The following is a 23630-nucleotide window of genomic DNA, read 5'->3' as shown; positions in this document are numbered from 1 at the left end:
CGCCCGCCCGCGGCCCGTCATCATCAGCGCGGGTCGAAGTCCGCGGCCGACTCCCGCTCGAAGATCCGCATCGCCTCGGTGGTCACCGGGCCCGGCCCGTCGGCGAGTTGGCGGCCGTCGATCCGGGTCACGGCCTGGACGTCGCGCAACGTGGAGGTCAGGAAGATCTCCTCGGCGCTCTCCAGGGCCGCGAGCGGCAGGTCGGTCTCCTTGGCGCCGGCCCAGGCGATGGTCAGGGCGCGGGTGATGCCGGCCAGGCAGCCGGAGGCCAGCGGCGGGGTGTGCAGCTCGCCGTTGAGGACGACGAAGACGTTGGAGCCGGTGCCCTCGCAGAGCGCGCCGGCCGTATTGGCGAACAGCGCCTCGGAGGCGCCCTGTTCGCGGGCGCGGGCGAGGGCGACGACGTTCTCGCCGTACGAGGTGGTCTTCAAACCGGCGAGGGCGCCGTGCTCGTTGCGCGTCCAGGGGACGGTGACCGCCGCGGTGGTGTCGGGCCGCCGGCCGGTCTCCGAGAGCGCGACGACCAGGGTGGGGCCGGCCTCACCGCGGTCCGAGCCGAGCGGGGAGACGCCCCCGGTGTAGGTGATCCGCAGCCGGCCCAGGGGTATCGGGTTGGCCTCCAGGACGGCGGCGCAGCCGCGTTGGACCTCGTCGAGGTCGGGGGCGGGCAGCCCGAGACCACGGGCTGAGGTCGCCAGGCGCTCCAGGTGGCGGGTGAGGGCGAAGGCCCGGCCCCGCTCGGCCTTGATCGTCTCGAAGACCCCGTCGCCGACCGTCAGGCCGTGATCGAAGACCGAGACCCGGGCGCTCTCGGCGTCCCGCAGTGCTCCGTCCAACCAGATCTTCATCGCTACCGTCCTCCGCTCACTTCGTGCTCACCGGACGCTACCGCGAGCAGTCGGCGCGCCTTCAACTCGGTCTCCGCCCACTCCCGCTCGGGGTCCGAGTCCCAGATGATCCCGGCCCCGGCGCCGAACCGGAGCGCCGGGCCCTCGGGGGCGGCGCGGTCGATCCAGAACGTGCGGATGCCGACGTTGAGCCAGCCGGTCCGGCGGTCGGCGTCCACCCAGCCGATGCCGCCGCAATACGGGCCGCGCGGGGCGGTCTCCAACTCGTCGATGATCCGCAGGGCACTGGACTTGGGGGCTCCGGTGACCGACCCGGGCGGGAAGGTGGCGTCGAGGAGATCGGCCCACGCCGTCTTCTCGTGGGACTCGGCCAGTTCGCCGCGCACCGTGGAGACGAGGTGGACGAGGCCCGGGTGTTCCTCCACCGCGCACAGCGCGGGGACGGTGACCGAACCGGTGCCGCACACCCGCCCAAGGTCGTTGCGGACCAGGTCCACGATCATCACGTTCTCCGCCCGGTCCTTCTCCGAGAGGTCCGCCTCGGTGCGCCCGGTGCCCTTGATGGGGCCGGACTCGACGATGCGGCCGTCCCGGCGCAGGAAGAGCTCCGGGGAGGCGGTGGCGATCTCGACGCCGTAACCGGGCAGGCGAATCGTTCCGGCATACGGTGCGGGGTTCCCGCGCGCCAATACGGCGGAGAGCGCGTCCACGTCGGAGCGCTCGGGGTCGGGCAACGCCGCGGTCAACACCCGGCAGAGATTGACCTGGTAGACCGTGCCGGCCGCGATGTGGGCACGGATGCGGCGGACGCCGTCCGTATAGGCGGCGCGGTCCATGGAGCTGCACCAGTCCGCCGGGGAGGGCCCGCGCCAGGCGTCGGGCGCGGGAGCGTCCGCGGCGGTGGCCGGCCGCACGTCGGCGAAGCGGGCGCAGACCACGCCCCCCTCGAAGTCGGCGGTCACCGCCCACCAACCCGTGGAATCCAATGCCGCGGGATCGCTGGTGACATCGCGCAGGTCGGTGGCTATCAGCCCGCCGAAGCGGGCCATCGGAGCGAAATCGTGCACGTCAGTGAGTCTATGGCGGGGCACCGTCGATCGCCCGGGTCGAGCGAGCACCGCAGCACGCTGCACAAACGCGTTTTTGTACTGGCCCAGGAATCCGCTAGAGTTCAACACGTCGCCGGGACGCGAAAGCGCCCCGGAGGACAGGGAGCTCCCCGACCTGGTCTGGGAGAGCCACCCGCGGACGTAGCTCAGTTGGTAGAGCACCACCTTGCCAAGGTGGATGTCGCGAGTTCGAGTCTCGTCGTCCGCTCGATGTGGGGGATCATCCCGAGCCCCCCGCACACTCCTGGTGGAGTGGCCGAGAGGCGAGGCAACGGCCTGCAAAGCCGTCTACACGGGTTCAAATCCCGTCTCCACCTCCAAGGACGATTAGCTCAGCGGGAGAGCGCTTCCCTGACACGGAAGAGGTCACTGGTTCAATCCCAGTATCGTCCACTGACCTGGCAACATGCAGGTCCCCGCGCGATTAGCTCAGCGGGAGAGCGCTTCCCTGACACGGAAGAGGTCACTGGTTCAATCCCAGTATCGCGCACGCAGTACCCGCGGTGATCCACGAAATCCGCGGTCCCGAGGACGATTAGCTCAGCGGGAGAGCGCTTCCCTGACACGGAAGAGGTCACTGGTTCAATCCCAGTATCGTCCACCGGAAAGCCAAGGGCCGGAGCGAGGAGCTCCGGCCCTTGGCGTTTGTCGGAGCCTGCCTCGGCGGTCAACTTCCGCGGGCGGGCGGGCAGTTCGGAGAGAGCGCGGGCGCCCGGTGGGCTGCCCGAAAAGCCCGATGGCCGGGCATCTCCCCAGATGCCCGGCCACTCGTGCCGTCCGCCGCACCCCCGTCCCCACGGGGTTTCGGTCGGAAGTCCCGTCCCGGGCCGCTCTCCCGGGACCGGGGCGCCGCTCAGCGCCCCAGCATTCCGACCACGGACGACGCCTGTGTGACGACGGCCTCCCAGCCGCCGAAGACCACGGCCAAGAGGAACGCCAACGGCAGCACCATGGCGACCGCGACGAGGGGATGGCGGGTGCCCGAGGGGCGGGTGCCGCCGAACGCGGTGGTGGCCCTGCGGCCCGGCGTCCGGAGGGCCGTCCGCCCCGTGCTGTGCGCCATCGAACCTGCTCCTGTCCTGATCCAGGGCGGCGGGCGTCTGACCTCGGGGGACGAGTGCTGCGCCCGCCGCTTGACCTCAAGCCTAGGCGCGCGGGAAAGGCCGGGCGTCATGCCGTCGTACCGCTTGCCTGGCCTCCAGGAGGATGACGGGGTGGGGACCGGTGTACTCCCCTGGGTGGAGAGCGCGGAGCGGAACCCCGGGAGATCCCTGAGAGGGGCGCGCGACGCGGAGACAGGGCGCACGTCGGGCGGGGAGAATTGCCGGTTGCGCGGGCGCCGAAACGGTGACTTCGATCACTCAGGAGGCTCCCCCGCGCGCCGCCGCACCGGCAGCAGCGCGAAATCCGCGGCGCCCGCCGGGTCCGTCGCACCGTCACCTTTCCTACCGTCAAACTCCGTTGAGAAAGGGATCATTGGGGCCGAGCGCGGGTAGCGAGGCGGGAGGGCGGAGCGATTTCCTTCCGTGCGGCGGGGATCGCGGCGGCCACCGGCGATCCGGTTACCGACGCATGCGCGGCCTCTCAGCACAGCGAGCCGTCAATCCGTAAGCTGTGCCACGTCAGACGGTTGAGCGGAGTGGGGCCTCCCCACCGCAGGCAGGGGACGGACATGGCGATGATGCGGCTCCGGCGCGAGGACCCGCGTGTCGTCGGATCGTTCCGGCTGCACCGCCGGCTCGGCGCGGGCGGGATGGGCGTGGTCTACCTCGGCTCGGACAAGCGCGGGCAGCGGGTCGCGTTGAAGGTCATCCGGCCGGATCTGGCGGAGGATCAGGAGTTCCGGTCGCGGTTCGCCCGCGAGGTCTCGGCCGCCCGGCGGATCCGCGGCGGCTGCACGGCCCGGCTGGTGGCGGCCGATCTGGACGCCGACCGCCCATGGTTCGCGACCCAGTACGTCCCCGGGCCCTCGCTGCACGACAAGGTGAACGAGGAGGGGCCGCTCTCCCCCGCGCAGGTCGCCGCCGTCGGCGCGGCGCTGTCCGAGGGGCTGCTGGCCGTCCATGACGCGGGCGTGGTGCACCGGGACCTGAAGCCGTCCAACATCCTGCTGTCGCCCAAGGGGCCGCGGATCATCGACTTCGGGATCGCCTGGGCGACCGGGGCCAGCACGCTGACGCACGTCGGGACGGCGGTCGGCTCGCCCGGCTTCCTGGCGCCGGAGCAGGTGCGCGGCGCCGCGGTGACGCCGGCCACCGACATCTTCTCGCTGGGTGCCACGCTGGCGTACGCCTGCACCGCGGACTCGCCGTTCGGGCAAGGCAGTTCGGAGGTCATGCTCTACCGCGTCGTCCATGAGGAGGCGCACCTGGCCGGGGTGCCGGACGCGTTGGCGCCGCTGCTCGCGGCGTGCCTCGCCAAGGACCCGGCGGACCGGCCCAGCACGCTGTCGCTGTCGCTGCGGCTGAAGGAGATCGCGGCCCGTGAGGCGCACGGGCTGTCGGGCGGTGCGTGGGAGAACGAGCCCGGGGGCGGGGACGGTTGGGGTCGTGCCGAGCGGCGGCCGTCGGAGCGTCCGACCGGTCAGCGGGCTGAGGAGTACGCGCGGCAGCGGACCGAGCGGGGTACGGGGGGCGCATCGGGGGGGCGCCCGGGGCCGGCCCGCCCGGCGGCGGCCAGAGAGGCGGCGCCGCGGGAGGCGGCCGTGCGGGATTCGGCGGCGCGGGCGCAGGGCCCGGCGTCGGGGGCGAATCCGCGGACCGGCGGGCGTAACGGGGGGCGGGGTCCGGCCTCCCGCCCTACGGGGCGAAACGGTTCACGTCCTGCGGTGCGCACCGGCGCCGGGGGCCGGCGGCCGGGGCCGGACCGGCGGCTGTTGCGGCAGCGGGTCGTGGTGTTCGTGGTGGTGACGTTGCTGGTGGCGCTGGGGATCGCGGCCGCCCAGGGGTGCCAGGGGCCGACTCGGGGGCTGGGCGGGGAGCGGCCGGTGAGCGTTGCGTCGTATGCGGTTGGGGGCTCGGATGAGGGTGCGGGTGTGGGAGTGGCTGGGGAGTTGGGCTGAGGCTGTGGCGTCTGCGCGCGGACTCGCGCACGTACGCCTCCCGTCCCTGATGCGGGATCAGGGGTGATTCACTCCGTCGTGTTGGTCGGTGGTGGGGGTGGCTGAGGGGACGTCCCCTAGGGGGTGCGCGGGCCCCCTGCGGAGCCACAACGGGGTTGGGGGTGGGGGTTATTCCGCGGGAGGGGCGGTGCGTCGGGCTGTTCCGCGGGGAACGGGGCGAGGCGTTCCACGGGTGGGGTGGGCGGCGCACATCCCACGGGCCGGCCCGGCAGCTCATATCGCACGAGCCGGCCCGGCGGCGCACATCTCACGGGCCGGCCGGGCGGCGAACAACCCGGGGCCGCCGCGGTGGCGAACAACCCACGGGTGGGGCGGCGGCGAACATTCCACGAGCCGGGGCGACAGCGAACGTTCCACGAGCCGGTGCGGCGGCGCAGATTCCACTGGTCAGTGCGGCGGCGCACATCTCACGGGTGGGGACGGCGAGCGTTCCGTGGGCGGCCAGGACGACGGGGTTCCACGGGTGGGCAGGGCTAGGCGTTCCGCTGGTGGACGGGCTGGGCGTTCCGCGAGCGGACAAGGCTGGGCGTTCCGCGGGTGCGGGTGGGGGGCGGGGGTTACTTCGTTGAGGGTGGGGATGCGGTGACCGCGTAGAAGGAGACCGCGGCGGCTGCGCCTACGTTGAGGGAGTCGATGCCGTGGGCCATGGGGATGCGGACCCATGCGTCGGCGGCGCGGAGGGCGCCCGTGGTGAGGCCGCCGCCCTCCGCGCCGAGCATGAGGGCGACGCGTTCGAGGGCGTGCGGGGCCACCTCGTTGAGGTCGGTGGCGCCCTCGGCCGGGGTCAGGGCGAGGAGGCGGAAACCGGCCTCCCGTACGGCGGACAGGTCGCGCGGCCAGCTCTCCAACCGGGCGTAGGGGACGGAGAACACCGCGCCCATGGAGACCTTCACCGAGCGGCGGTAGAGGGGGTCGGCGCAGTCCGGGGAGAGGAGGACCGCGTCCATCCCGAGGGCCGCGGCGCTGCGGAAGATGGCGCCGATGTTGGTCGGTGGCACAAGTTAACTACCAAGCCAACACGTGTGTGAAAAAGGATCATCCGACACACACGAGGGGCATCCCGATGGTCGACGTGCGGGACAAGCCGCGCCGCAAGGGACGTGGGTACATCCGCGTCTCGAAGAAACGCCGGGACATGATCAGCCCGGAAATTCAGCACGACGAGATCGATGGCCTTGCCATACGCGAGAACATCGAGCAGGTAGCAGAGCCGATTCAGGACCTCGGCCTCTCCGGGCGAGAGTTCGAAGAGCGACAGATCAGCACTCTCGTCGAGGACGTAGAGAAGCGCATCATCGAGGTCGTCCTCCTCTGGAAGTGGAGCCGATTTGGTCGTAACACCCTTGAATCCCTGCTGAACATCGAGCGCATCTACAAAGCAGGCGGCGATGTTCGTGCGGCGACGGAGGACTTCGACGGGAAGACGAGTGTCGGTCGTCTCCAGATCACCCAGATGCTCGGCTGGGCTCAGTTCCAGTCCGACCAGATCGGTGAGAACTGGCAGTCCGCCCACAAATACCGACGCAAGAAGGGGCTCCCCCACAGCGGCTTCAAGACGTTCGGGTACAAGATTTGCTTTACGTGTCCGCCGAATGAGCCGGGTGAGCGTCGCAACAAGTGTAACGAGTGCCGTGAGGGAATCCAGAAGCTGGACCCTGCCACGAAGGGTGTGCTCGCCGAGGCGTGGCGGCGCTTCACTTTCCAGAACGAGCCAATGAAACGTATCTGCGATGACCTGTGGCAGCGCGGATTCCGGACGGATAGTGGAGAGCGGATCACGTCAACACAGATGTACAAGTGGCTGGACAGTGGCTTCAGCCTTGGTTGGGTTCGCTGGCGTTCCAAGGAAAAGATCCTCCAGGATAAGAAGGTCGTCCGTGAAGGAAGAAAGAACTACTATCGTAGCTCCCGTCCGGAGTATTTCGACGTCTGGAAGGCCGGGGCGCACGAGTCTGTCATCGAGGACCCCAATGAGCGCGAGCTGCTCTGGCTGACCTATCTGTCCAAGCGCTTCGGTTCGCCTCAGCTCCCCAAGTCGCATCATGATCCGAAGTACAGCATTTCTGGCCTGGCTCGCTGCACGGGGCTACGACTCTTCGAGATCACTCGTGAGCGCGGCCAGTGGAAGCCGGCAATCTGTGGGCGCAATGAGGGTGCCTTCTCGCGAGGCAAGGAGAGGATGGAGCAACATCCGCCGCTACCGAACGGAGACCGCAATCCTCACACTGTTTTCTTCCGCTGCACTCACGGAGCTTTGTACAAGGACTGCACAGGAAGCGGTTCAATCGGCGTCGCGCGGGCGGAGAAGGAACTGCTCGACTGGCTGGCGAAGCAATCTGTAGGCGAGGCGTCGGTCAATGAGAAGATAACCGCAGCGAAGGACCAGTTCGCCTTGAGGGGCTCAGCCGACGAGCAAGAAGAGACAGCTAAGCAGCTCCAGGAACTAGACGAGGAGTCCTCTCGTTTGGTGCGCGGCTACACGAAGGGAATCATCGACGAGGACAAGTACGTCAAGGAGAAGCAACGCATTGAGCTAGATATCTCTGCGGCTAGGGAGCGTCTAGAGCGTTCGTCCGTAAAGGTGACTGCGTTGCGGCCTGCGCAGGCCCGATTCCTCGGCTTGGTTGAGGAGTGGGAGCACATGACGTATTCACGGAAGCGTCAGGCCCTGTCGACTGTGATCTCGCATTTCTGGGTGTACCGGGAGAAGAAGCGGAGTAAGCCCAGGATTCGCGTAGTTCCGCTCTGGGCGGCGGAGCATGACAGGCTCGCCCCGCCCCAGTCGATACACCCTGCGGATGAAGTCATTTAGGCAGAGCCGTTGAGAGGTGGGGGCTGGATTGGTTGCTGGTCCTGTGCCCACCTCTTCTGCCGTTCGATCGCAGCGTGGGCAATCACTGTCCAGAAGGAATCCCAACACTGCTGCTCGCTGCATCGCTGATCGTGTCGCTCCATAGCAACTCCCGTTTCTCGTTGTGACACGGGAACGTTATGGCGATCAAGTCCGGAGGTGTTACTTCGACACAGTCAGGCCACTGAGGAAAGCAGCGAGTTCAAGAGGCAGGTCGCTATACCCAGAAGGGCCCCACATGGGGCCCTTCTTTGTTTACCTTAAGGAGATGCAGTGAGTCACATGTGGGTCGTCCTTGCGTTCATCGCCATAGCAGTCCTTGGTTTGGCTGTGGTGTGGCTCATCGGCGTTTCGGACTCGCGAGGCCGCCATCGCAAGCGTTGATCGTTCGATGTCTTGCGGTGAGGACGCGGGTAAGATAAGTTCCCTCTCTCTCCCGAGCTTTCCATCAGGCTCAAAACATCTTAAGCAGGGGTTAATGGTCCTCAAGGAGAATCGAACCGTGGAAGAGCAGTGCCCTCGTTGTACTGGAAAAGTCGCCGCCTTCCCAGGTGATGTTGGCGCATCGTCAGCGACGTTGAATGACCCGGGTATTCGAATTTGCGCCCTGTGTGCCACAGACGAGGCGGTACGTCTGTCGTGCCGTCTGGCGCCACAGCCTCCTAGTGAGTGGCCGGTGTGGTACTGCCAGGAGGATAACTTGACGTGGCGTGATGTCTCGGATGGCGTTCTGGACATGGAAGCACTTGACGCCTACTTGTCCGAGCCCAAGTTGCCCGGGAAGTGGCCGGCGTGGCCTAAGACTGTATGATCGCTTTGAAGGGCCCGGTTCGCCGGGCCCTTCTTGGTTGGTTAGTGACCTATGAGCACTGTTCCATTTCCTTCGCATTCGACGCAGGCATCGATTTCGGGATAGCGACCTCGGCAGCGTGGGCATGGGCGCTCGATGAGGTTGCGTCCTTCAAGACTGTGATTCCAAGTGGTCGTTGCCCTTGCGTACTTACTCGTCATGTGGCGTCCTCAATGATCTCTGCGTCCACTATGTCTTTCTGTTGGGGTACTGCGGCGGGAGCTGGTAGGGCCTTAGCCTGGGCGTCGTCCTCACGGCCGAAGAGTCGGGAAATCAAACCGGTCTGCGCCTCACCCTTCTGAGATGCCTTGATGGAGATGCTGAAGGACGTCTCATCTGCCTTGCGTTTCTTGGTAATTAGCGTGCTGAACCTGTCGATTTCCTCGGACAGGACCGGGTCGAGTTCGCCGTCTTGGTACGACTCCTCCTGTCGTGCTCGCTTGTAGACGCGCCCGAGCTGGAGTTCTAGGACACTGGCCTCGGCGTCGGCGAGCTGTTCCTTGGTGCGTACGCAGATGGGCTCTTCTCGTCGCCAGGAAGGCAGGGAAGTTACTCTCCCGTGCCGGCCCTCCAGGTCCTGGGGATCAACTGTCTGGGGGGTCAGATCCGTGTTTTCGGGAGATGGCGTTTCCACGTGTGTACTTACTCCCCTGCTCCGAGCGTTGAGCTTGTCCATGTAGCGGGCCCAGGCGTAGATCGAGACTCGGAGTACTTCGGTCGCGTCGTCAGCTTCGATAAGGTCGACGTCGAATCCGGCGTCGCTGAACTCCTGTCGATGTCGCTTTCGTGCCTTCTCCTTCATCTTCTTGGGGTAGCGGCGCAGTTCTCCGCCGGAGAACCAGATGGTCTCCCCGAATTGGGACGGGCTGAGCCAGCTGGTACTCGTCACCCCGTGGAACGGGACGCGTTCCATGACCGCAGGTTTTGTGATGCCCAGGCCGAAGAGCCGGATGTCGTTCTCCCGGAGGAGGGACTTGAGTCGACGGACGAGGTGGTCGTCGATTGCATCTTTCGGGATTGCGATGTTGGGCCAGTGAACACTGAGCTCTGCGAGGTCCTGGCCGGGGTGCCAGACGACGACTGCCTTGTCCTTGTGGCTGGTCATCCATGTGCGCCAGCGTTCCCGCTCGTCCTCCCCCAGATTCTGCGCGTCGAACTCGGTGAAGAACTCGATGCGATCCACGTTCGGCGTAACAAGGTTGGTGTAGTAGGCGTCGGTCATGGCGCGGAGCTCTTCGGACGACAGCTCGTCGCTGAGGCTGTAGGCGCCGGAGTCGAGGAGGATCTGCGCCCTGTCTTCGAACTGCTCGGCCAGGAGCAGGGGCTTGTCCACCTTGCGGCGCTTACGCAGCCCTGTGTAGGAGAGGGCGACGTCCGCGTGTCCTTCGGCTGCGAGCAGGCGGCGGTACGTAGGGAATTCTGTGCCTGCGAGGTAGAGCTTCACAGGGGCTCCGCCGTGCGTCGGGGGTCTGCCGCGTGTGCGTCAGCCTGGAGTCGCGCTTCGGCGATGAGGTCATCCCAGGGGCGGGGGGTCTGGGCGTAGTCGGGTCGCCATTCCGGTCGGGCGAAGTGAGGCAGTGTGATGGTGGCTATCGGGTAGCCCAGGGCGAGGAGTTCTGCCGTGATGGCTGGGTTGGGCTCGATGATGAGGTCCACCTTTGCGCCGGTGCCGGACAGTTGGCCGACGGCGTCGAGGCGGACTTGAGTTGTGGAGCGCCACTCGTTGGTCAGCCTGTTCTGGATGACCTTCATGTGGCGGTCGAGTCCGTGGAGTCGCAGCCAGCGACGGGCGGCGTCGTGATCGGCGTCGTCGGAGATGAGGTAGACGCTGTGGTGGGCGGCGAAGGAGTGGTAGATGCCGCTGCCTGTTGAGATGAGCGCGTCGTTGTCGGTGTTTCGGAGGATGCCTTCAACGGTGATGACGATGTTCATCGCTTGCCCCACAGTGCTGCGTTGATGAGAGCGTGTCGCGCGTCAGCGATTGGTTGTCCGTAGAGTTCGGTGTCGGTGAGCTCATGGGCGGTGGTGCCGATGTTCTTGATTTCTCGGAGGGCTGTGGCGATTCCGCGTTCCTTAGCTGACTGCCAGCGGAAGTTGGTGAAGTCGGAGTAGCCGTCTCCGTTGAGGGTGAATGCCTGCTGGCGGCCGGTGTGGATGGAGTCGAAGAGCTGGGCAGCCTCGGCGACGGTGTTCTTGAGTTCAGTGGCTGCGTTCATCCAGGCCGGAGATGCCTTGGTGAGGCGTGTGAGCTGGCGTTGGAGGGATCGGTAGCGGTCGATCAGGTATCGAGCCTGCTGTTCGTCGATGTCAGCGGCGTCGGTGTACTCGCTGGGGTAGAGACGGCGTGGGTCTTGGGGCAGTTCGGGAGGACGGACAGTCCACTGGTTACGGGTCAGGCTGTATGCGGCGTAGGGGTGGATGGCGGTGATGTCCCGTACGCCCTTGGCAGGGTTCCAGTAGAAGGTGACCTCGTAGGTGTTCGTGCCGATTCGCGTGTTCGCAGTCTTAGGCCAAAGGCTTTTCCGGAGAGAGTCGTTGATGAACTGTGCGGCTTCTTCGGAGGATAGTCCTGCATAGGCGGGGTTGCAGTGGGTGAACTTTGAATAGTCCACGCCGATCAGCACGTCTAGGTCGCCGTTCCCTCGATCAGCTTCCCACTGGTAGGAGATTCCTGATCCCGCTAGCCATACCTCTGCCCACTGATCGATTCCGGGGGTCGCGTGGAAGAATTCGCGAAGTGTGCGGGTGATCCAGCTCCGGAGTTCCTGCTTGACCTGGTCCCCATCGAAGAGGTTTGGGTCGAGGTGACCGGCTGGTGCGGAGAAATATCCGCTGCGGCCAGCGTGACCCGGCGTACCGATGTCGTGTGCCGCTTTGGCGAGGTGGTTGTAGAAAGCGTTGGGGCCACTCATAGGTGCGACGCTACGAGTGGTCCTTGGTCAAGTGTTAGTGGCTCAATTTGCCCGTTGTAGGATGACAGCCATCACAGGGAGGGGTCAGTGTGGGCGTGGAAAGCAGTAGTGACACTCAGAGCACGGTGCGCTACATCGAGTTGTTGGCCGAGGTTGGGCGGTCTAATGCTCGTGGTCGTTTTGACGGGTGGCGCTTTGCTCACGGAGCTGAGGTTCTGCTGGAGTACGGCCGCGTCTTTCGCCCCGAGTTGGCGGTTCCCGTGAGCGAACCAGGGCCAGCTAGGCGTTGTTACCACAACTCAGCTGAGGTGTCGGTGGCCGAGGGACTGACATATGTCGAGGGCTTCGCATCGTCCTTTTTCCCGACCGAGCACGCCTGGTGCGTCAACGAGGACGGTGCACTGTTGGAGACCACGTGGGAAAGTGTCGGCACTTCTTATGTAGGGTTGCCTGTGAAATGGAAGGTGCCTTACCTAGTGATTGATGCGAACGAGTTCTTCATGGATGGTGGGCTCTTGTTCGCTTCATCCCTCATGCGACTCTGGCTTGAGCATGGCGTGGACGAGAGCATGTTGGTCGACGTCGGCGAGCCGTTGTCCGCATACCGCTCCTAGACGTCGCCGGCCATACGCCGGCCTATTGCTCAAAGCCCGGGGTGTCGTGGAAGAAGTCTCGCAGGGTGCCCAGAATTCAGTCGCGGATTTTCGTTTTGAGCTGTGTGCCATCGAAGAGATTGGGTCAAGTCTCGTCGAGGAGCTGAGCTTTCCAGCACCGAAGTGCCCCGCCTCCGAATAGTTCGGAGGCGGGGCACTTCGTGTCAGCGCAGCGGCTGCTTGCCGGGGTTGTCCCACGGGGGGTTAAGCGGGCGCCTGTACCAGTACCACGGACGGTCGGTGATTGGCGCCTTTGTTGCCTCGGCCAAATTTCTGCCGCCGTCATCGTGAGTGAGAGCGCGATACATCTGGTCTACCTGCTCCACGGCTTCTCTGACCGGCTGTTGGTCCGCCGGAGGCAGTTGCGCGATCACGTCGTCGAGCTGGTCGCGTAGTTCCAGGTCCTCCACGTACATGGAGGCTGGGTACCAGGCCGATGGGGGCCAGTCCATCTTCATGCGGACCGTAAGCCGTTCCCAGTTGAGCAGTGGATAGAAGATTTCTGGCTGCGGGTGTTCCTTGGGCATGCAGGAATCGGTGATGGGGGTTGGCAGTTGAAGTTGCTTGATGATTTCTGGGATGCGGCGGACTTCCGCGTTGGGGAATTCGGGGATGTTGATCTCGGAGACCGCCACTCTCCACCGGGGAGGCTCAGCCTCTTCCTGTTCGGTGTTGACGTAGCACACCTCACCTGCGGGCGTCGCGGCGCGATCGATCCACGAGATGTCTTTGTAGTCGGAAGCGAAGATGACGACGATTCCCAACTCGCGCGCTACTGTCAACGCGAGATCTTCTTCAGACAGATGAGGTGTGTCATCGGTGGCGATGGCGAGAGACCAGCTGAGTTCGCCACCGAGCGCCATGTACTCGCAACTAATCGAGGCATCCCAGTTACGATTTTCGAGATCCCACGCATCGCAGACATCGACGTCGTCCGCAACGGTTCCAAAGAAGCGGGCCAGAACTGGAGCGATACGTTCGAGGACTCCGTTACCGGTCGTCAGTAGGGTGCACATCATAGTTGGTACGTCCTGTATAGATCGATCGCCACCTGGACGGCGTGAGGTTCGTCCTTGAATTGTTTGGCGTTGGCGAAGAACTTCTCGCACTGGGTCAAGTCGCCGTCGGCTCGCATAATGGCGCCCAAGGCGCCATATTCAGCACGGCTCAGGTTGACAAGGCCGGACCCTGATACGGGGAATACGGTACCGGATGACTCGACCTTGTACGAGCGGCCGTTGATGTCATACGCCTGCGTCTTTTGGTTCCACGCTGCCTTACCAGATGCGATCTCACCGATGTCGTCCTTGACTGCCTGGTTATATCCTGGCAGCACCACAGTGTTGCTGTCCTTTGCTGGCCCACGTTTGACCCCACCCCAGAAATGCCGATCGGCTGGAGCCTTGATCGTTTTACCTCGTGCGGGCCCCGGGACATGCTCTCCTGCTGGCCATGAAGCGCGGCCTCCCCCACCCCCGCCGCCTCCGTCGGCGTTGCGCATCAGGGGCTGCCCAGTCGGGCCGACGGGACCTTCGCTTGCCATCGCTACGCGCGGGCCGGCCAGTGGGTTGGTGAGGTTGTCCAAGCCCTCCAGCTTCATTCCGCCGAGGACGTTCTTGACGCCGCCAGCGTCGGCCACGGCCTTGATGCCACGTGCTGCTCCGCCGACAGCACCACCCAAAAGCACGCCGGAGACAGCGGAATCCTTGGCCTCTGCGAGATTGATCCCGTGCTGGTCACCGAGCAGATTCCTACCGCCTTGGGCGACGACCACGTCCACCGTGATGGCCTCGATGCCGCCGATCGCCGCGGTGGCCAGGACGGTGCCGGCGATCTCGGTGATGGTGGCAGAGACGGCAACGCCCGCAGCGGCCGCAGCCGCCTCAAGCGTCGCGGTCGCGCCTGCGGCGGCGACCTCACTGATTCCGCCGGTAAAGACGGCCAGGGCTGTACCGGCGACCAGGACCGCGCCCGCGATCTCCAGTTCGTGCTCGATCTTCTTCTTCGCTGTGGCGATCTGGTCGGCGAACTTGTCTAGGGCCTTGGCCATGTCCTCCGCAGCGGAGGCGAGATCATCCAGGTACCCCTTGCCCCCGCCGTGGTACTTGCGCCAGAACTCGCCGAACGCCTCAATGGACTTACCCTTGTTGTTGTCGATGACGTCCTGCGCGGACTTGTGCGTCGCAGAGGTGATGTCCTTGACGTCATCAGCAAATGTCCGCCAGGCGCGAGCGGCTTCTCGAAGTTCGTCTTCATCACCCTTCGGCCACCACATGCCGGTGAGATCCTGAACGATCTCCTTGGCCTTGTCCGCAGCACTCAATGCGCACCACCCCCTTGCGACTTGAGACCAGAGGCGTTGGAGCGATCCGTTTCCTCGTGGTTATCTGCCATGTCGCTCATGGACGTGTGAATGCTCTCCAGGCCCTTCACCAACGCATGGGCGGCGCGCTCGATTTGGGCGCGATGCGGGCTGTAAACACCCTCGAACTTCTGCCCTTGTTCGTCGTTTCCCCATGGCTCGCCGAGGCCATCGAGTGAGTGCTTCAGCTTCTCTATCGCCTTCGCCAAAGCGGCTGACTCTCTGCCGAACTTCGGTGCTTCATTCTTCAGTTGGTCTGTGTCGACGTCGAAGCCAGAAGCGGCCACGAATCCCCCCAAGCAGCATGCCTTCAGGTCCAGCACGAACCTACCTTGTACCTCTGACAGTGCTCGTGCCCGATTGGCGACCGTCAACCTGCGCCCCATTTCGCCGTTATTGCGAACGTTGGGCAGTCAGATGCAGCCAAGCCGGTGGCTGGAAATCCCAATGCGGATGCCCGGCAGCAGACTTCCGCTGCCCCCACCGAAGGTGCGGGCGCTCGTGAGCGGTGTCGACGGCGGTGAGGCTGGCCTTCAGCCGTGGGAGTCGTCTGGGTGATCATTGAGCAATCCGCCCGACGCTCACGACGCAGGTCTCTACGGTTGCTGACTATGACCTCACTCACCACGGTCCGGCCCGACTGGGAAGCCGTTCCAGCCCCTGTACGTGACTACATCGAGAAGCGTCTCGAAGCGAAGGTGGCCAACGCTCAGACGGTCAGCGGCGGTTACACGGAGGGGATGGCGTGCCGGCTAGAGCTGGACGACGGCCGCCGTGTTTTCGTGAAGGGCGTGCCAGCTGGCCACGCGCTTGAGCGGGTGTACGCGACGGAGACATATCTGACAGCGGCCCTTCCGGAGGGCCCATTTCCCCATTTGTTGTGGTCGTCCCTTCCCTCCGGCGGAGTTGGCTGGGTACTGCTGTGCACGGAGGACATCGGCGGTGGTCACGTCGACCTGTCGCCCGGGTCACCAGACGTATCGGACCTAGTGGCCACCCTCGGGCATCTGGCCGGCGTGCTATCACCTTGTCCTCTTCCGGACGCACCGCAGGTAGTTGATCTCATGGGGCGAGCCCTGGCGTGCTGGCAAGAGCTTGAGGAGGAGATGCCCCCGGATCTGGACCCGCTCATGGTCGAGAACCTGCCGAGGCTGATCGCGATTGAACGAACATGGGAGAAGCACGCAGTCGGTGACACGCTGGTACACCTCGACACGCGGCCAGACAACATCCTCAAGCGTTCCTCCGGCCCTGTGCTCATTGACTGGTCCTGCTCTCGGCAAGGGGCTTCCTGGCTTGAAGGGGTGTTTCTGGTACCTCACCTGGTGCTGGCTGGTCACAGCCCCAAGAGCGCGGAAGCCGTCGTCGCCCCTCTGCTGGGCGACGTACCGGAGGAAGCTGTCACCTCTCTCGTCGTCGCCCTGGCCGGGCATTGGGAGGCATGCAGCAGGGCGGCCCCTATGCCGGGACTCCCGCACCTGCGTGCGTTGCAGAAACGGACAGCTCAGGCGGCGTGGGAGTGGGCGAAGAGCCGACTCGACTTGTCCTGAAAGCCCCTCACGGGGCGGTCCGGTGGCACCTAGCCTTCCCCGGTACGCAAGATCTCTCCGAGAGAAGAAGGGCGGAAATCCATGCGAGGTCACGTTCCCGCGAACGAACAGACGGGCGACGCGTTTGCGCCGGTCTACAAGGAGACAAAGGCCCGGATAGAGGCGGTCTTCGGCGCCCGCAGTGACCGGTTCTGGCCGGAAAACGACCAGACATGTTCCAAGTGCTACAGCGTCGCCCCTGCGGTTGCGTCGTAACCGGTGAACAAGATCACGCTCATCGCTCCAAAGGACAGTCTCGTTGGCCCCTGCGTCGCTGCGAAGCCAAACATCAGCGACGAGATACGGGACCGACTCAAGCTCCTGGAAGGGTACGACCTAGGCTTTCTCCTGCTCGGGTTGAGCCCCCGTCGACTCCTACGGGATGGCCGACTGTTCGACAATGAGCAAGTGCTACCAATGTTGCTCTGGTTCGGTCAATGGGATAAGCACTGCCGCAACTGGGGCGCGGAGGTCATGAAGCAATGGCTGACCTTCAACCCATCCGAGGGGGACTTCGAAGGCGTCGATGACGAAAAGGCGGTGAAGTTCCGCGACTACTTCTTCGCCACCTACGTCATTCCCCTCATTGAGGAGTTCCGCCAGTTCGTTGCTCTCTCGATGATCTACCCGAAAGAGAGTAATGCCCCGTCCGGCCCCGTAGACATGGTGTGGCACGCGTTCCTGCTGCATCCCGAGCACTACGAGGACTTCAGTAACCGGATTTGGGTCGGCGCCGATCACGTCCAACCCTTCGTACCCGAAGAGAACTACCGGTAGGCGCAATGGGCCCAGGAGTTGAAGGAGGGCGGAGTGAACACCTTGGATCTTCACGCCGAAGAGTTCCGGCAACAGGGGTTCACCGTGTTCCGCTCCGTCCTTCCGCCTGATCAGGTGAAACTGATGCGGAATCTTGCCGAGGGCCGCTACCGAGCATGCGTGGCTGACCCACCCGACCGTGACACCCTGCGTGGCGGGGTGAGCCTCATGCGCGCCTTCGAGTTCGGTACGGCCTTCCGCGACGTGCTGGCACTCGAACCCGTCATCCAAGTCGTTGAAGCGCTTCTCGGTGACGACTGTCATGTGATTTCGCAGAACGTTCTGAGGACTCCCACAGGTCGCGGAATCGTGAATTGGCACATTGATGACGCCTTGTTCTTCCCGTTCTTCGCTGATCTCAACATCGACCCGAAGCACGTGCCTGTCTACAGTCTCAACGTGATGATCGCGCTCAGCGACGTCCCCACGGACGCATTTGGCCCTACGCAGGTGGCACCCGGAAGTCACCTCTCCGGTCGCCGGCCAGAACGCTCTCCGGACCTTCCAGCCGGATGGGAACCGGTGTCGCTCCGGGCGCAGACTGGTGACTGCTACCTCGTCAACAGTCAGACATGGCACCGAGGAGCGCAGAACGAGACAGGCCGCACCCGTTATGTGCTGACCACCGCGTACGGACGGCGCTTCATCAGCCAGCGGTTCTATCCCTTCATCAACTACACGATGCCTCCGCACGTCCTCTCCGGCGCTGGCAGTCGGATTGAGCGGTTGCTTGGCGCACACGACAAGGGCCCCTACGGCTGACCGAGCTCCAAACCCCTAGTGTTCGTGGGGCGGCTTGGTTCTTCGGTCCGGATGAGCTGTTCCCCTTGGTTTCCCAGTGGTTGGCACCTGGTGACCGATTCGCGTGTTGTAGTTGATCACTTCTTCTCGGTGCCCTTCTTCTTGTCCCGTCGCTTGTGCATCAACCGCGTGTTCTCTGCCCTGCTTACAACGCGCAGATTTGACGGACTGTCGTCGTGGTGGTTTCCGTTGATGTGGTCCACGGTCTCGTCGCTGCGTAGCTTTCGACCTAGCTTCTGTTCCATGACGAGTCGGTATCCGTAGGTGACCTTGCCGGTCTTCGGGTCACGGACGCTGGAGTAGCCCTTCTTGGTGCGGGCGATTCCCTTTTCCGCGCCCTTCTTGCCGTCGAGGATCTGCTGTCCTCGGGTCTGCTTCTTCTTGGTTGAGGCCATGTCAGTCCTTCGGTGCGGTCTTGTCGAAGTGCTTCTGCCGTACGGCGTTGGCCACAGGGCAGAAGTCGCAGAGGTAACGGTCCTTTGGCGAGCGGTACTTGGGCAGGCCGGCGGCCTTGCGCTCCTTGACGGTTCCGGGGGTCAGGCGCACCTTGTCGCTCTTCCAGTCGGAGCAGTCGAGGTTGCGGTGGTGGCGCTTGAAGCACTGCAAGGCGTCAGTTCCGAAGGCGTCACGTGTGTTGTAGTACTCAGTGCCGAGCCCGTCGCTTCCCCCCTTAGCGACGGTATCGTTGATCTTCTTGACGATCTCGTCCTTGTAGTGCGTCTTCTCCCAGTACTTCTTCGGCACCTTCATCAAGTGTCCTCGATGCTTTGTCCCATCGGGGTACGCGTGCCTGTTGACTAGATTGCCAAGCAAGTGGTCCTCGTCGGGGTTTCCGTCGTAGTCGGGTAGTTCTTCTATGGTGTGGCAGTTGTGGCACAGCAGCAGCCGGATGTTCTCGTCTATCACAGACCTTCCCCTTTGGTTGGATGTCGGCTCGCCGCTCACGCTATGGGGCGAGCCGACTGGTCTGTTAACAGGCGGGTGGGGTGTTATCGCATTCCGGCTTCGTACGAGCAGATGGGCCATGCGCCGGGTCCTTGGTCTGCCAGTACCTTTTCAGCGATGCGTATTTGCTCCTCGCGGGATGCTTCGTTCGGCATGCCCTTGCCGCCGTGCTCTCGCCAGGTGCTCAGGGCGAATTGGAGTCCCCCGTGGTAGCCGTTGCCGGTGTTGATGGACCAATTCCCTGAGGACTCGCACTGGGCGAGTCGATCCCACATGCCATTTCGAGCGTCTGTGGCTGTGGCCTTCGGTTTGGCGTGACGGGGAGTGGTGGTCTTTCGCTCGGCTTCGCCCGTGTAGGGCTTGCGATGGCTGGTCGGGAGCGTAAGGCGTTGGCCTGGCTGAATGACATCCGGGTTGGGGCCGATGGTGTCCTTGTTGATCTCGTACAGGTGTGGCCATCGGCGACTGTCGCCGAGGTGGCGTTCGGCAATGAGGCTCAGGGTGTCTCCTGCGCGGACTGTGTAGGTGCTCGGGGAGGACTTCTCGGGAGCCTGAGTTGGAGGAGCTGCGGGGGCGTCACTGGGGTCTGATCGGGCGGATGCCTGTCCGGTGGAGACGGCCAGCGCGGTTGCGGTGATCGCGGGCAAGAGTGCGGCGGCGAGCTTTCGGGACATGCTGGTCCTTGGTGTGGGTGTGTGTGGTGGTGCGAGCACGGCACAGCCCCCAGCTGGGGTGGTTGCTGGGGGCTGTGGGGCGTCAGCGGTGATCCGAGTTGTCTGCGGAGCTGGAGGAAGTGGCGTTCGGCAGAGTGGCGTTCACCTTGTGGTTGGCCGTAACTCGGGTGCGGGATTCGAGACCGATGATCAGCACAAGGAGTGTGTTGAGGCCACCGATGATTGCTTCATTGGTCTCGACACCAGCCAGTGCTGGAACGAAGTGGACCAACGCGGTGAGGATGCCGACCACGAGCGTGCGGGTCAGGATGGGGTTGTCCTTGATGTACTGACGCATTGTCAATCTCCTTCAGTGTTACGGCGATAGAGCAGGGAGGCGGGGGGTTCGGGGGGCTTCACTGGCTCGATGCCGGCAGCGCGGAGCTGGTACTCGTATCCGGCTGCAACACCCCTCCAGTAGTTGAGGAGGGCTTCTAGCTCGCGTGTTTGCCGGGCCAGGTCTTCGCGCCACTGCGCGATGTCTTCGATGTGTTCGCGCCGGGTTTGGTTGTAGCCGTCGCGGCGCATGCGCATTCCCTGAAAGATGCTGGTGATGAGAGACCCGAGACCGGCGCTGAGCACTGCCGCGAGCGCGGTCCATTCGGTCACTGCATCAGCCTCCGCCAGGTGGCCGGGCCGACGTTGCCGTCGGCGTCGCTGCCGCTCCAGCCCTGGGCGAGCTGAAATGCGCGGACGGCGGCTCTGGTGGTGTTGCCGTAATAGTCGGAGGCCCCGTGGGTGAGGTACCGGCCGTATCCGTGGCGGGTCAGGGCCTGGTCCACGGCGAGGACCTGGGGGCCGCTGGAGCCGTACCTGACTGCGTCGCGGCCCGGAAAGGACGTGTTGGTCGAGCCGATGAGTGCCCGCAGGGTCTTCGGTCCGGGGATGCCGTCTGCGTCCTTGCCGGTGAAGCCCAGGCTCTTCTGGTAGGCGGCGTACGCCTTGGTATCGGCGTCGGTCCAGCGCGGGCCAGGCCCTTCGGCATAGGAGCCGCCGAATCCCTTGGCGACCAGGGCCTGGCCGACGCGGGTGACGTGGCTGCCGTACGCGCCAGAACCGTATGTCACGCCGTCGATGGTGACCTGGTAGTGGCCCAGGTTGTCTGGCGGCGGCTTGGGCTTGCTGGGCTGGCCACTGCCTGGGGCTGCCTTGAAGAGCGCAACCGGATCAATGGCCCCTGGGTCTCCGTGGTCGTTGCCTGGGACATTCGAGTGGCAGTAGTGGCCGCCCTCGCTGAGCCAGATGCCCCGGTCGCGTCGGGAGCCGCCGGGGTACGACGGTGGATCGCCCATCGGAAACTCGTCTGGGATTCCCCAGGATCTGATTGCCTTCAGCAGTGCCTGGAAGTTCGGGCCCGGCTTCCAGTAGTCGGTGAAGGGGCTGGCGGCTCGGGCGAGGACCTCGATCTGAATGCAGGCGGAGCCGGTGCGGTTCGTCCGGGTCGAGCCGTCGTTGCGCAGGGCTCGGGCCGAGAAGTCCATCGCTCCGAACTGACCGAGCCGGTCGGTGCTCGGGTCGTAGAGGAAGTGGGGCTGTGCCTGGCTTTGGATGAGCCAGGAGGCAACGTTGTCGAATGCCTGGTCGCCGTCGCCGCTCTCAGTGGAGTGCCAGACCACTCGGGCAGGCCGCCCAGGCGAGTCCATGTCGCCGCCGATACGGCCGTTTCCCAGGTCCTCGGCCTCGGGTATCCAACGTGTGCTCATGTGCGCGTTTCCTCAATGTCAGGGTGGGGGCTTGTCGGGGCTGTACAGGGCGGTGGCGGCGGTGTCGGAGATACCGGGGGAGCCGAAGTGCGTGTAGTCGAGAGAGGCGCGTGACTGAGACGTGGTGTCTTCGACGTAGCCGCCTCGATGGGGGTTGGTCTTGCGCACAGTGCCGTCCGTCAGCCCGTAGTTGAGTTCGTCCACCAGCGGGCCGCGTGGGATGTAAGTCATCTACTTCTCCGTCTTCGGCATCCGGGGGGTCGGCGTGGTGCGCTTCTGGTTGCCGAGCTTGGACTTCGAGCGGTCGTTGAAGACGGTGTCCAGTCGGCCTCTGGCCAGGAGAGCGAGATCGTCAGAGACGGTCCACTTCACGTTGTCGCCCCGGCCGGATCTGCGCCGGTCAAACATCGACATGGGCTTATCAGCCATGGCGTGACTCCTTCTCGGCGAGGGGATAGGCCGCGTCGGGGTTGAATGCGTCGTCGATCGTGGGGCTTGCCTTGGAGGGCATGCGGCTAGGGCGCGGGGCGGCCCACGGTCCGGGCGACAGGGTGGTGGTGTAGGCGTTGAGCAGGTCGCTCAGCTGGTGCTCGCGCAGCGCTTCCCAGGGGCGGGGGGTGTATGTCACGACGTCACTTCCATGAGGGCAGCAGCTTTCGCAACGCCTGGTGCCTGAGAGGGTCGATATCCTCGGTATCTGCCGGGGCGGTGGGCTTGGCCGGGTTGTGCAGCGGCTGCCCCTCGGGATTGCCTTGTGCCGTCCAACGGCGGCCCTGCTGTTGGTACTTGATGCCGGTCGTCGGATTGAAATCCGCAGGCCACTGGTAGTCGCTTGGCACCAGGCGGCTTCCTTTGTGCACACCGCGCTGGTAGGGCCTGGTGTTGTTTCGCTCGACGGTGCGTACTGACTCGTTGCTGAGGCGGTCCGCGCGGCGGGTGTTGCTCGCTTGGATGTAGCCGTCGGGGTATTCGGCTTCTGGGAGACGGCCTGTCTTCATGCCGGAGCGGGCGATGGCGATGTCTCTGGCTCCGGTGATGCTGGTGCTGCCGCCTCCGCCGTAAACGGGGGTGCCGCTGCTGGGAAGTTGGTAGGGCGTTGAGTACAGGATGTCGGTCACGGTCGGCCGCCCTGTCGGGCTTGGGCGTTGGTGACTGGGTTGCTACCGGTGTAGGTCGTCTGGCCGCCATGGGTTCTCTGTGTGGGGCCGGTAGTTGCTGAGGCTGTGGGCTGGGGGGTTGTGGCTTGGCCAGGTTGGCTACCGAGGACTCCGCCAATGATGTTGCCTGCCGGGGATGTTCGACCCATTGGCTGTGCATCGCCGTTCACGATGTTGCCGACTTCGGTTGTGATCTTTCCGAATTGCGTGTGGTTGAGCAGGCCGGCTCTGTATGACGTCGTGTTGAGCATGTGGCTCCTCGTCAGCGGTTGTACACGGGGTTGGAGTCGTCGCCGCCAAGTGCTGACTGGGGGCCGCCAGTGCTCGCGTTGGAGTTCCCTGCGGTGTTGGCGCCCATGACCATCCCCGAGGTGAATTGGGCTGGCTGGAGGAGTCGCGCGGCAGTTCCACTGGCAGCTGCTCCAGCTGCTCGGCCAGCTGCGGCACGTCCGATGGCGGGCGCAGCAATACGCGTGGCGGCGCCGAGGAGAAGGGGAAGCATCTCACCGCCCAGAGGTGTCGAATCGGAACTTCGACGGGATGGTGTGGACACCCCGGGCGGTCTCCTCGGCCACGGGGGTATTGCGCACAGCTCGGTACACCTTGATGCCTCCGATGCCGTTGCGATCGATCTTGGGAGTGCGATGGCCGGCGGCGTGCTCGGGGTAGGGGGAGCCACCCTTCGCATTGCCGGTTCGGGGGACTCGAATGCCTGCCTGGGGCTGGACGAAGGTCGTGTGGGAGTGGGCCATGGACTTGCCCACGGTCGGGAACTGCCCGGACGAGATGATGTGCTCACTCATGTGGCCTCCTGGCCGTGGACGCGGTCGCTCCTGGATGGGGTTGTGCCGCTTCTTGGTGTGTGACTGGTGGTTCACCGGGCGATGTCGGTGATGCGGAACTGGAGTCCGGTCTTCTTCTGTCCTTGGATGTCGCTGTCGAAGAAGGAAATGCTCACTGCAAGGTGGTGTCCCTTGGGGGCTGCGTGTCCTTGAGCGATGGGAACTGCCTTCGCTGCTTGGTTGACGGCGGAGGCCCCAATTGCTCTGAGGGTTACGCGCTTTCCTTCGTAGATGCAGCGTGCCAGCATGGAGCCGAGGCTCGTGGCTGATGTGGAGGACTTCACCAGGAGGGTGAGCTCTTCGGGCTCATGGTTTTTCATCTTGACCGCTTCTGTGGGTATGTCTATCAAGGACATTT

At 64.6% G+C, this 23630-nt stretch carries 27 protein-coding genes, 5 tRNA genes and 1 pseudogene; 11 read left to right on the top strand and 22 right to left on the bottom strand.

The window, feature by feature from the left end; genetic code table 11:
• Positions 1 to 23: 23 nt before the first annotated feature.
• Both PV796_RS31490 and PV796_RS31485 read right to left on the bottom strand, forming a co-directional pair.
• Positions 24 to 848 carry an aminotransferase class IV gene (locus tag PV796_RS31490; protein WP_274916972.1) on the bottom strand — a complete coding sequence of 275 codons (825 nt, stop codon included), beginning with the start codon at positions 846 to 848 and terminating at the stop codon, positions 24 to 26.
• A gap of 2 nt (positions 849 to 850) precedes the next feature.
• Positions 851 to 1915, bottom strand: a complete 1065-nt coding sequence (locus PV796_RS31485; RefSeq protein WP_274916971.1) for a chorismate-binding protein — start codon at positions 1913 to 1915, stop codon at positions 851 to 853.
• Positions 1916 to 2092: 177 nt separating this feature from the next.
• On the opposite strand from PV796_RS31485, the gene PV796_RS31480 reads away from it, so the two are divergent.
• From PV796_RS31480 to PV796_RS31460, 5 genes are all read left to right on the top strand, one after another.
• Positions 2093 to 2165, top strand: a tRNA-Gly gene (locus tag PV796_RS31480).
• A gap of 38 nt (positions 2166 to 2203) precedes the next feature.
• A tRNA-Cys gene (locus PV796_RS31475) sits at positions 2204 to 2277 on the top strand.
• A gap of 1 nt (position 2278) precedes the next feature.
• Positions 2279 to 2350: transfer RNA gene (locus PV796_RS31470), tRNA-Val, on the top strand.
• 25 nt (positions 2351 to 2375) lie between these two features.
• A tRNA-Val gene (locus PV796_RS31465) sits at positions 2376 to 2447 on the top strand.
• Positions 2448 to 2486: 39 nt separating this feature from the next.
• Positions 2487 to 2558, top strand: a tRNA-Val gene (locus PV796_RS31460).
• Between the two features lie 252 nt (positions 2559 to 2810).
• Here the strand turns inward: PV796_RS31460 and PV796_RS31455 are convergent.
• Positions 2811 to 3020 carry a hypothetical protein gene (locus PV796_RS31455; protein ID WP_274916969.1) on the bottom strand — a complete coding sequence of 70 codons (210 nt, stop codon included), beginning with the start codon at positions 3018 to 3020 and terminating at the stop codon, positions 2811 to 2813.
• Between the two features lie 609 nt (positions 3021 to 3629).
• Here PV796_RS31455 and PV796_RS31450 point away from each other — a divergent pair.
• Complete coding sequence (locus PV796_RS31450) at positions 3630 to 5018, top strand: serine/threonine-protein kinase (protein WP_274916968.1); 1389 nt, start codon at positions 3630 to 3632, stop codon at positions 5016 to 5018.
• A gap of 617 nt (positions 5019 to 5635) precedes the next feature.
• Here the strand turns inward: PV796_RS31450 and PV796_RS31445 are convergent.
• Positions 5636 to 6067: pseudogene (locus PV796_RS31445) on the bottom strand (TrmH family RNA methyltransferase); the annotation flags it as partial.
• A 74-nt stretch (positions 6068 to 6141) separates the two neighbouring features.
• Here PV796_RS31445 and PV796_RS31440 point away from each other — a divergent pair.
• Complete coding sequence (locus tag PV796_RS31440; protein WP_274916967.1) at positions 6142 to 7890, top strand: recombinase family protein; 1749 nt, start codon at positions 6142 to 6144, stop codon at positions 7888 to 7890.
• 1046 nt (positions 7891 to 8936) lie between these two features.
• Here PV796_RS31440 and PV796_RS31435 read toward each other — a convergent pair.
• The 3 genes from PV796_RS31435 to PV796_RS31425 are packed head-to-tail and all read right to left on the bottom strand — an operon-like array spanning position 8937 to position 11691.
• Complete coding sequence (locus tag PV796_RS31435) at positions 8937 to 10223, bottom strand: hypothetical protein (protein ID WP_274916966.1); 1287 nt, start codon at positions 10221 to 10223, stop codon at positions 8937 to 8939.
• Entirely contained in the window at positions 10220 to 10711 is a 492-nt protein-coding gene (locus tag PV796_RS31430) for a hypothetical protein (protein WP_274916965.1), read from the bottom strand. Before PV796_RS31430 ends, PV796_RS31435 begins: the two co-directional genes overlap by 4 nt.
• Entirely contained in the window at positions 10708 to 11691 is a 984-nt protein-coding gene (locus PV796_RS31425; RefSeq protein WP_274916964.1) for a hypothetical protein, read from the bottom strand. The genes PV796_RS31430 and PV796_RS31425 overlap by 4 nt, the downstream gene beginning before the upstream one ends.
• Positions 11692 to 11816: 125 nt before the next feature.
• On the opposite strand from PV796_RS31425, the gene PV796_RS31420 reads away from it, so the two are divergent.
• The gene (locus PV796_RS31420) at positions 11817 to 12305 is read left to right on the top strand and encodes a hypothetical protein (protein ID WP_274916963.1); all 489 of its coding nucleotides are present in this window, start codon (positions 11817 to 11819) and stop codon (positions 12303 to 12305) included.
• Positions 12306 to 12508: 203 nt separating this feature from the next.
• Here the strand turns inward: PV796_RS31420 and PV796_RS31415 are convergent, their stop codons facing one another.
• From PV796_RS31415 to PV796_RS31405, 3 genes are read right to left on the bottom strand one after another with little or no spacing between them, the layout of a single operon-like run.
• Positions 12509 to 13363, bottom strand: coding sequence for a hypothetical protein (locus PV796_RS31415; protein ID WP_274916962.1), 855 nt, complete (start codon positions 13361 to 13363; stop codon positions 12509 to 12511).
• Complete coding sequence (locus tag PV796_RS31410; protein ID WP_274916960.1) at positions 13360 to 14667, bottom strand: WXG100 family type VII secretion target; 1308 nt, start codon at positions 14665 to 14667, stop codon at positions 13360 to 13362. The genes PV796_RS31415 and PV796_RS31410 overlap by 4 nt, the downstream gene beginning before the upstream one ends.
• Positions 14664 to 15029, bottom strand: coding sequence for a WXG100 family type VII secretion target (locus tag PV796_RS31405; protein WP_274916959.1), 366 nt, complete (start codon positions 15027 to 15029; stop codon positions 14664 to 14666). The genes PV796_RS31410 and PV796_RS31405 overlap by 4 nt, the downstream gene beginning before the upstream one ends.
• A 288-nt stretch (positions 15030 to 15317) precedes the next feature.
• Here PV796_RS31405 and PV796_RS31400 point away from each other — a divergent pair, with 288 nt between their 5' ends.
• The 3 genes from PV796_RS31400 (at position 15318) to PV796_RS31390 (ending at position 17873) form a co-directional block, all read left to right on the top strand.
• The gene (locus PV796_RS31400) at positions 15318 to 16256 is read left to right on the top strand and encodes a phosphotransferase (RefSeq protein ID WP_274916957.1); all 939 of its coding nucleotides are present in this window, start codon (positions 15318 to 15320) and stop codon (positions 16254 to 16256) included.
• Between the two features lie 258 nt (positions 16257 to 16514).
• The gene (locus tag PV796_RS31395) at positions 16515 to 17072 is read left to right on the top strand and encodes a hypothetical protein (RefSeq protein WP_274916956.1); all 558 of its coding nucleotides are present in this window, start codon (positions 16515 to 16517) and stop codon (positions 17070 to 17072) included.
• Between the two features lie 33 nt (positions 17073 to 17105).
• Positions 17106 to 17873 carry a phytanoyl-CoA dioxygenase family protein gene (locus PV796_RS31390; RefSeq protein WP_274916955.1) on the top strand — a complete coding sequence of 256 codons (768 nt, stop codon included), beginning with the start codon at positions 17106 to 17108 and terminating at the stop codon, positions 17871 to 17873.
• 116 nt (positions 17874 to 17989) lie between these two features.
• Here PV796_RS31390 and PV796_RS31385 read toward each other — a convergent pair whose 3' ends face one another.
• The 12 genes from PV796_RS31385 to PV796_RS31325 form a co-directional block, all read right to left on the bottom strand.
• The gene (locus PV796_RS31385; protein WP_274916954.1) at positions 17990 to 18307 is read right to left on the bottom strand and encodes an HNH endonuclease; all 318 of its coding nucleotides are present in this window, start codon (positions 18305 to 18307) and stop codon (positions 17990 to 17992) included.
• 1 nt (position 18308) lies between these two features.
• Positions 18309 to 18818: a hypothetical protein gene (locus PV796_RS31380; RefSeq protein ID WP_274916953.1), complete on the bottom strand. Its 510-nt coding sequence runs from the start codon at positions 18816 to 18818 to the stop codon at positions 18309 to 18311.
• Positions 18819 to 18901: 83 nt separating this feature from the next.
• Complete coding sequence (locus tag PV796_RS42450; RefSeq protein ID WP_446750639.1) at positions 18902 to 19531, bottom strand: transglycosylase family protein; 630 nt, start codon at positions 19529 to 19531, stop codon at positions 18902 to 18904.
• An 82-nt stretch (positions 19532 to 19613) separates the two neighbouring features.
• Positions 19614 to 19868 carry a hypothetical protein gene (locus tag PV796_RS31365; RefSeq protein WP_274916952.1) on the bottom strand — a complete coding sequence of 85 codons (255 nt, stop codon included), beginning with the start codon at positions 19866 to 19868 and terminating at the stop codon, positions 19614 to 19616.
• 2 nt (positions 19869 to 19870) lie between these two features.
• The gene (locus PV796_RS31360; RefSeq protein ID WP_274916951.1) at positions 19871 to 20179 is read right to left on the bottom strand and encodes a hypothetical protein; all 309 of its coding nucleotides are present in this window, start codon (positions 20177 to 20179) and stop codon (positions 19871 to 19873) included.
• Positions 20176 to 21273 carry a peptidoglycan-binding protein gene (locus tag PV796_RS31355; protein WP_274916949.1) on the bottom strand — a complete coding sequence of 366 codons (1098 nt, stop codon included), beginning with the start codon at positions 21271 to 21273 and terminating at the stop codon, positions 20176 to 20178. Before PV796_RS31355 ends, PV796_RS31360 begins: the two co-directional genes overlap by 4 nt.
• An 18-nt stretch (positions 21274 to 21291) precedes the next feature.
• Positions 21292 to 21504, bottom strand: coding sequence for a hypothetical protein (locus PV796_RS31350; protein ID WP_274916948.1), 213 nt, complete (start codon positions 21502 to 21504; stop codon positions 21292 to 21294).
• Positions 21505 to 21702 carry a hypothetical protein gene (locus PV796_RS31345; RefSeq protein ID WP_274916947.1) on the bottom strand — a complete coding sequence of 66 codons (198 nt, stop codon included), beginning with the start codon at positions 21700 to 21702 and terminating at the stop codon, positions 21505 to 21507.
• Complete coding sequence (locus tag PV796_RS31340) at positions 21695 to 21901, bottom strand: hypothetical protein (RefSeq protein WP_274916946.1); 207 nt, start codon at positions 21899 to 21901, stop codon at positions 21695 to 21697. Before PV796_RS31340 ends, PV796_RS31345 begins: the two co-directional genes overlap by 8 nt.
• Positions 21902 to 21905: 4 nt before the next feature.
• Positions 21906 to 22391, bottom strand: coding sequence for a hypothetical protein (locus PV796_RS31335; RefSeq protein ID WP_274916945.1), 486 nt, complete (start codon positions 22389 to 22391; stop codon positions 21906 to 21908).
• A 542-nt stretch (positions 22392 to 22933) separates the two neighbouring features.
• Positions 22934 to 23233 (bottom strand): hypothetical protein, encoded by a 300-nt coding sequence (locus PV796_RS31330; protein WP_274916944.1) that lies wholly within the window; start codon positions 23231 to 23233, stop codon positions 22934 to 22936.
• Positions 23234 to 23304: 71 nt separating this feature from the next.
• Positions 23305 to 23628 (bottom strand): stage V sporulation protein S, encoded by a 324-nt coding sequence (locus PV796_RS31325; RefSeq protein WP_274916942.1) that lies wholly within the window; start codon positions 23626 to 23628, stop codon positions 23305 to 23307.
• Positions 23629 to 23630: the final 2 nt, after the last annotated feature.

Origin of the sequence: Streptomyces sp. WZ-12 (genome assembly GCF_028898845.1) — a bacterium.
Lineage (GTDB): Bacteria > Actinomycetota > Actinomycetes > Streptomycetales > Streptomycetaceae > Streptomyces.
This window is presented reverse-complemented; position numbering and strand designations above follow the sequence as displayed.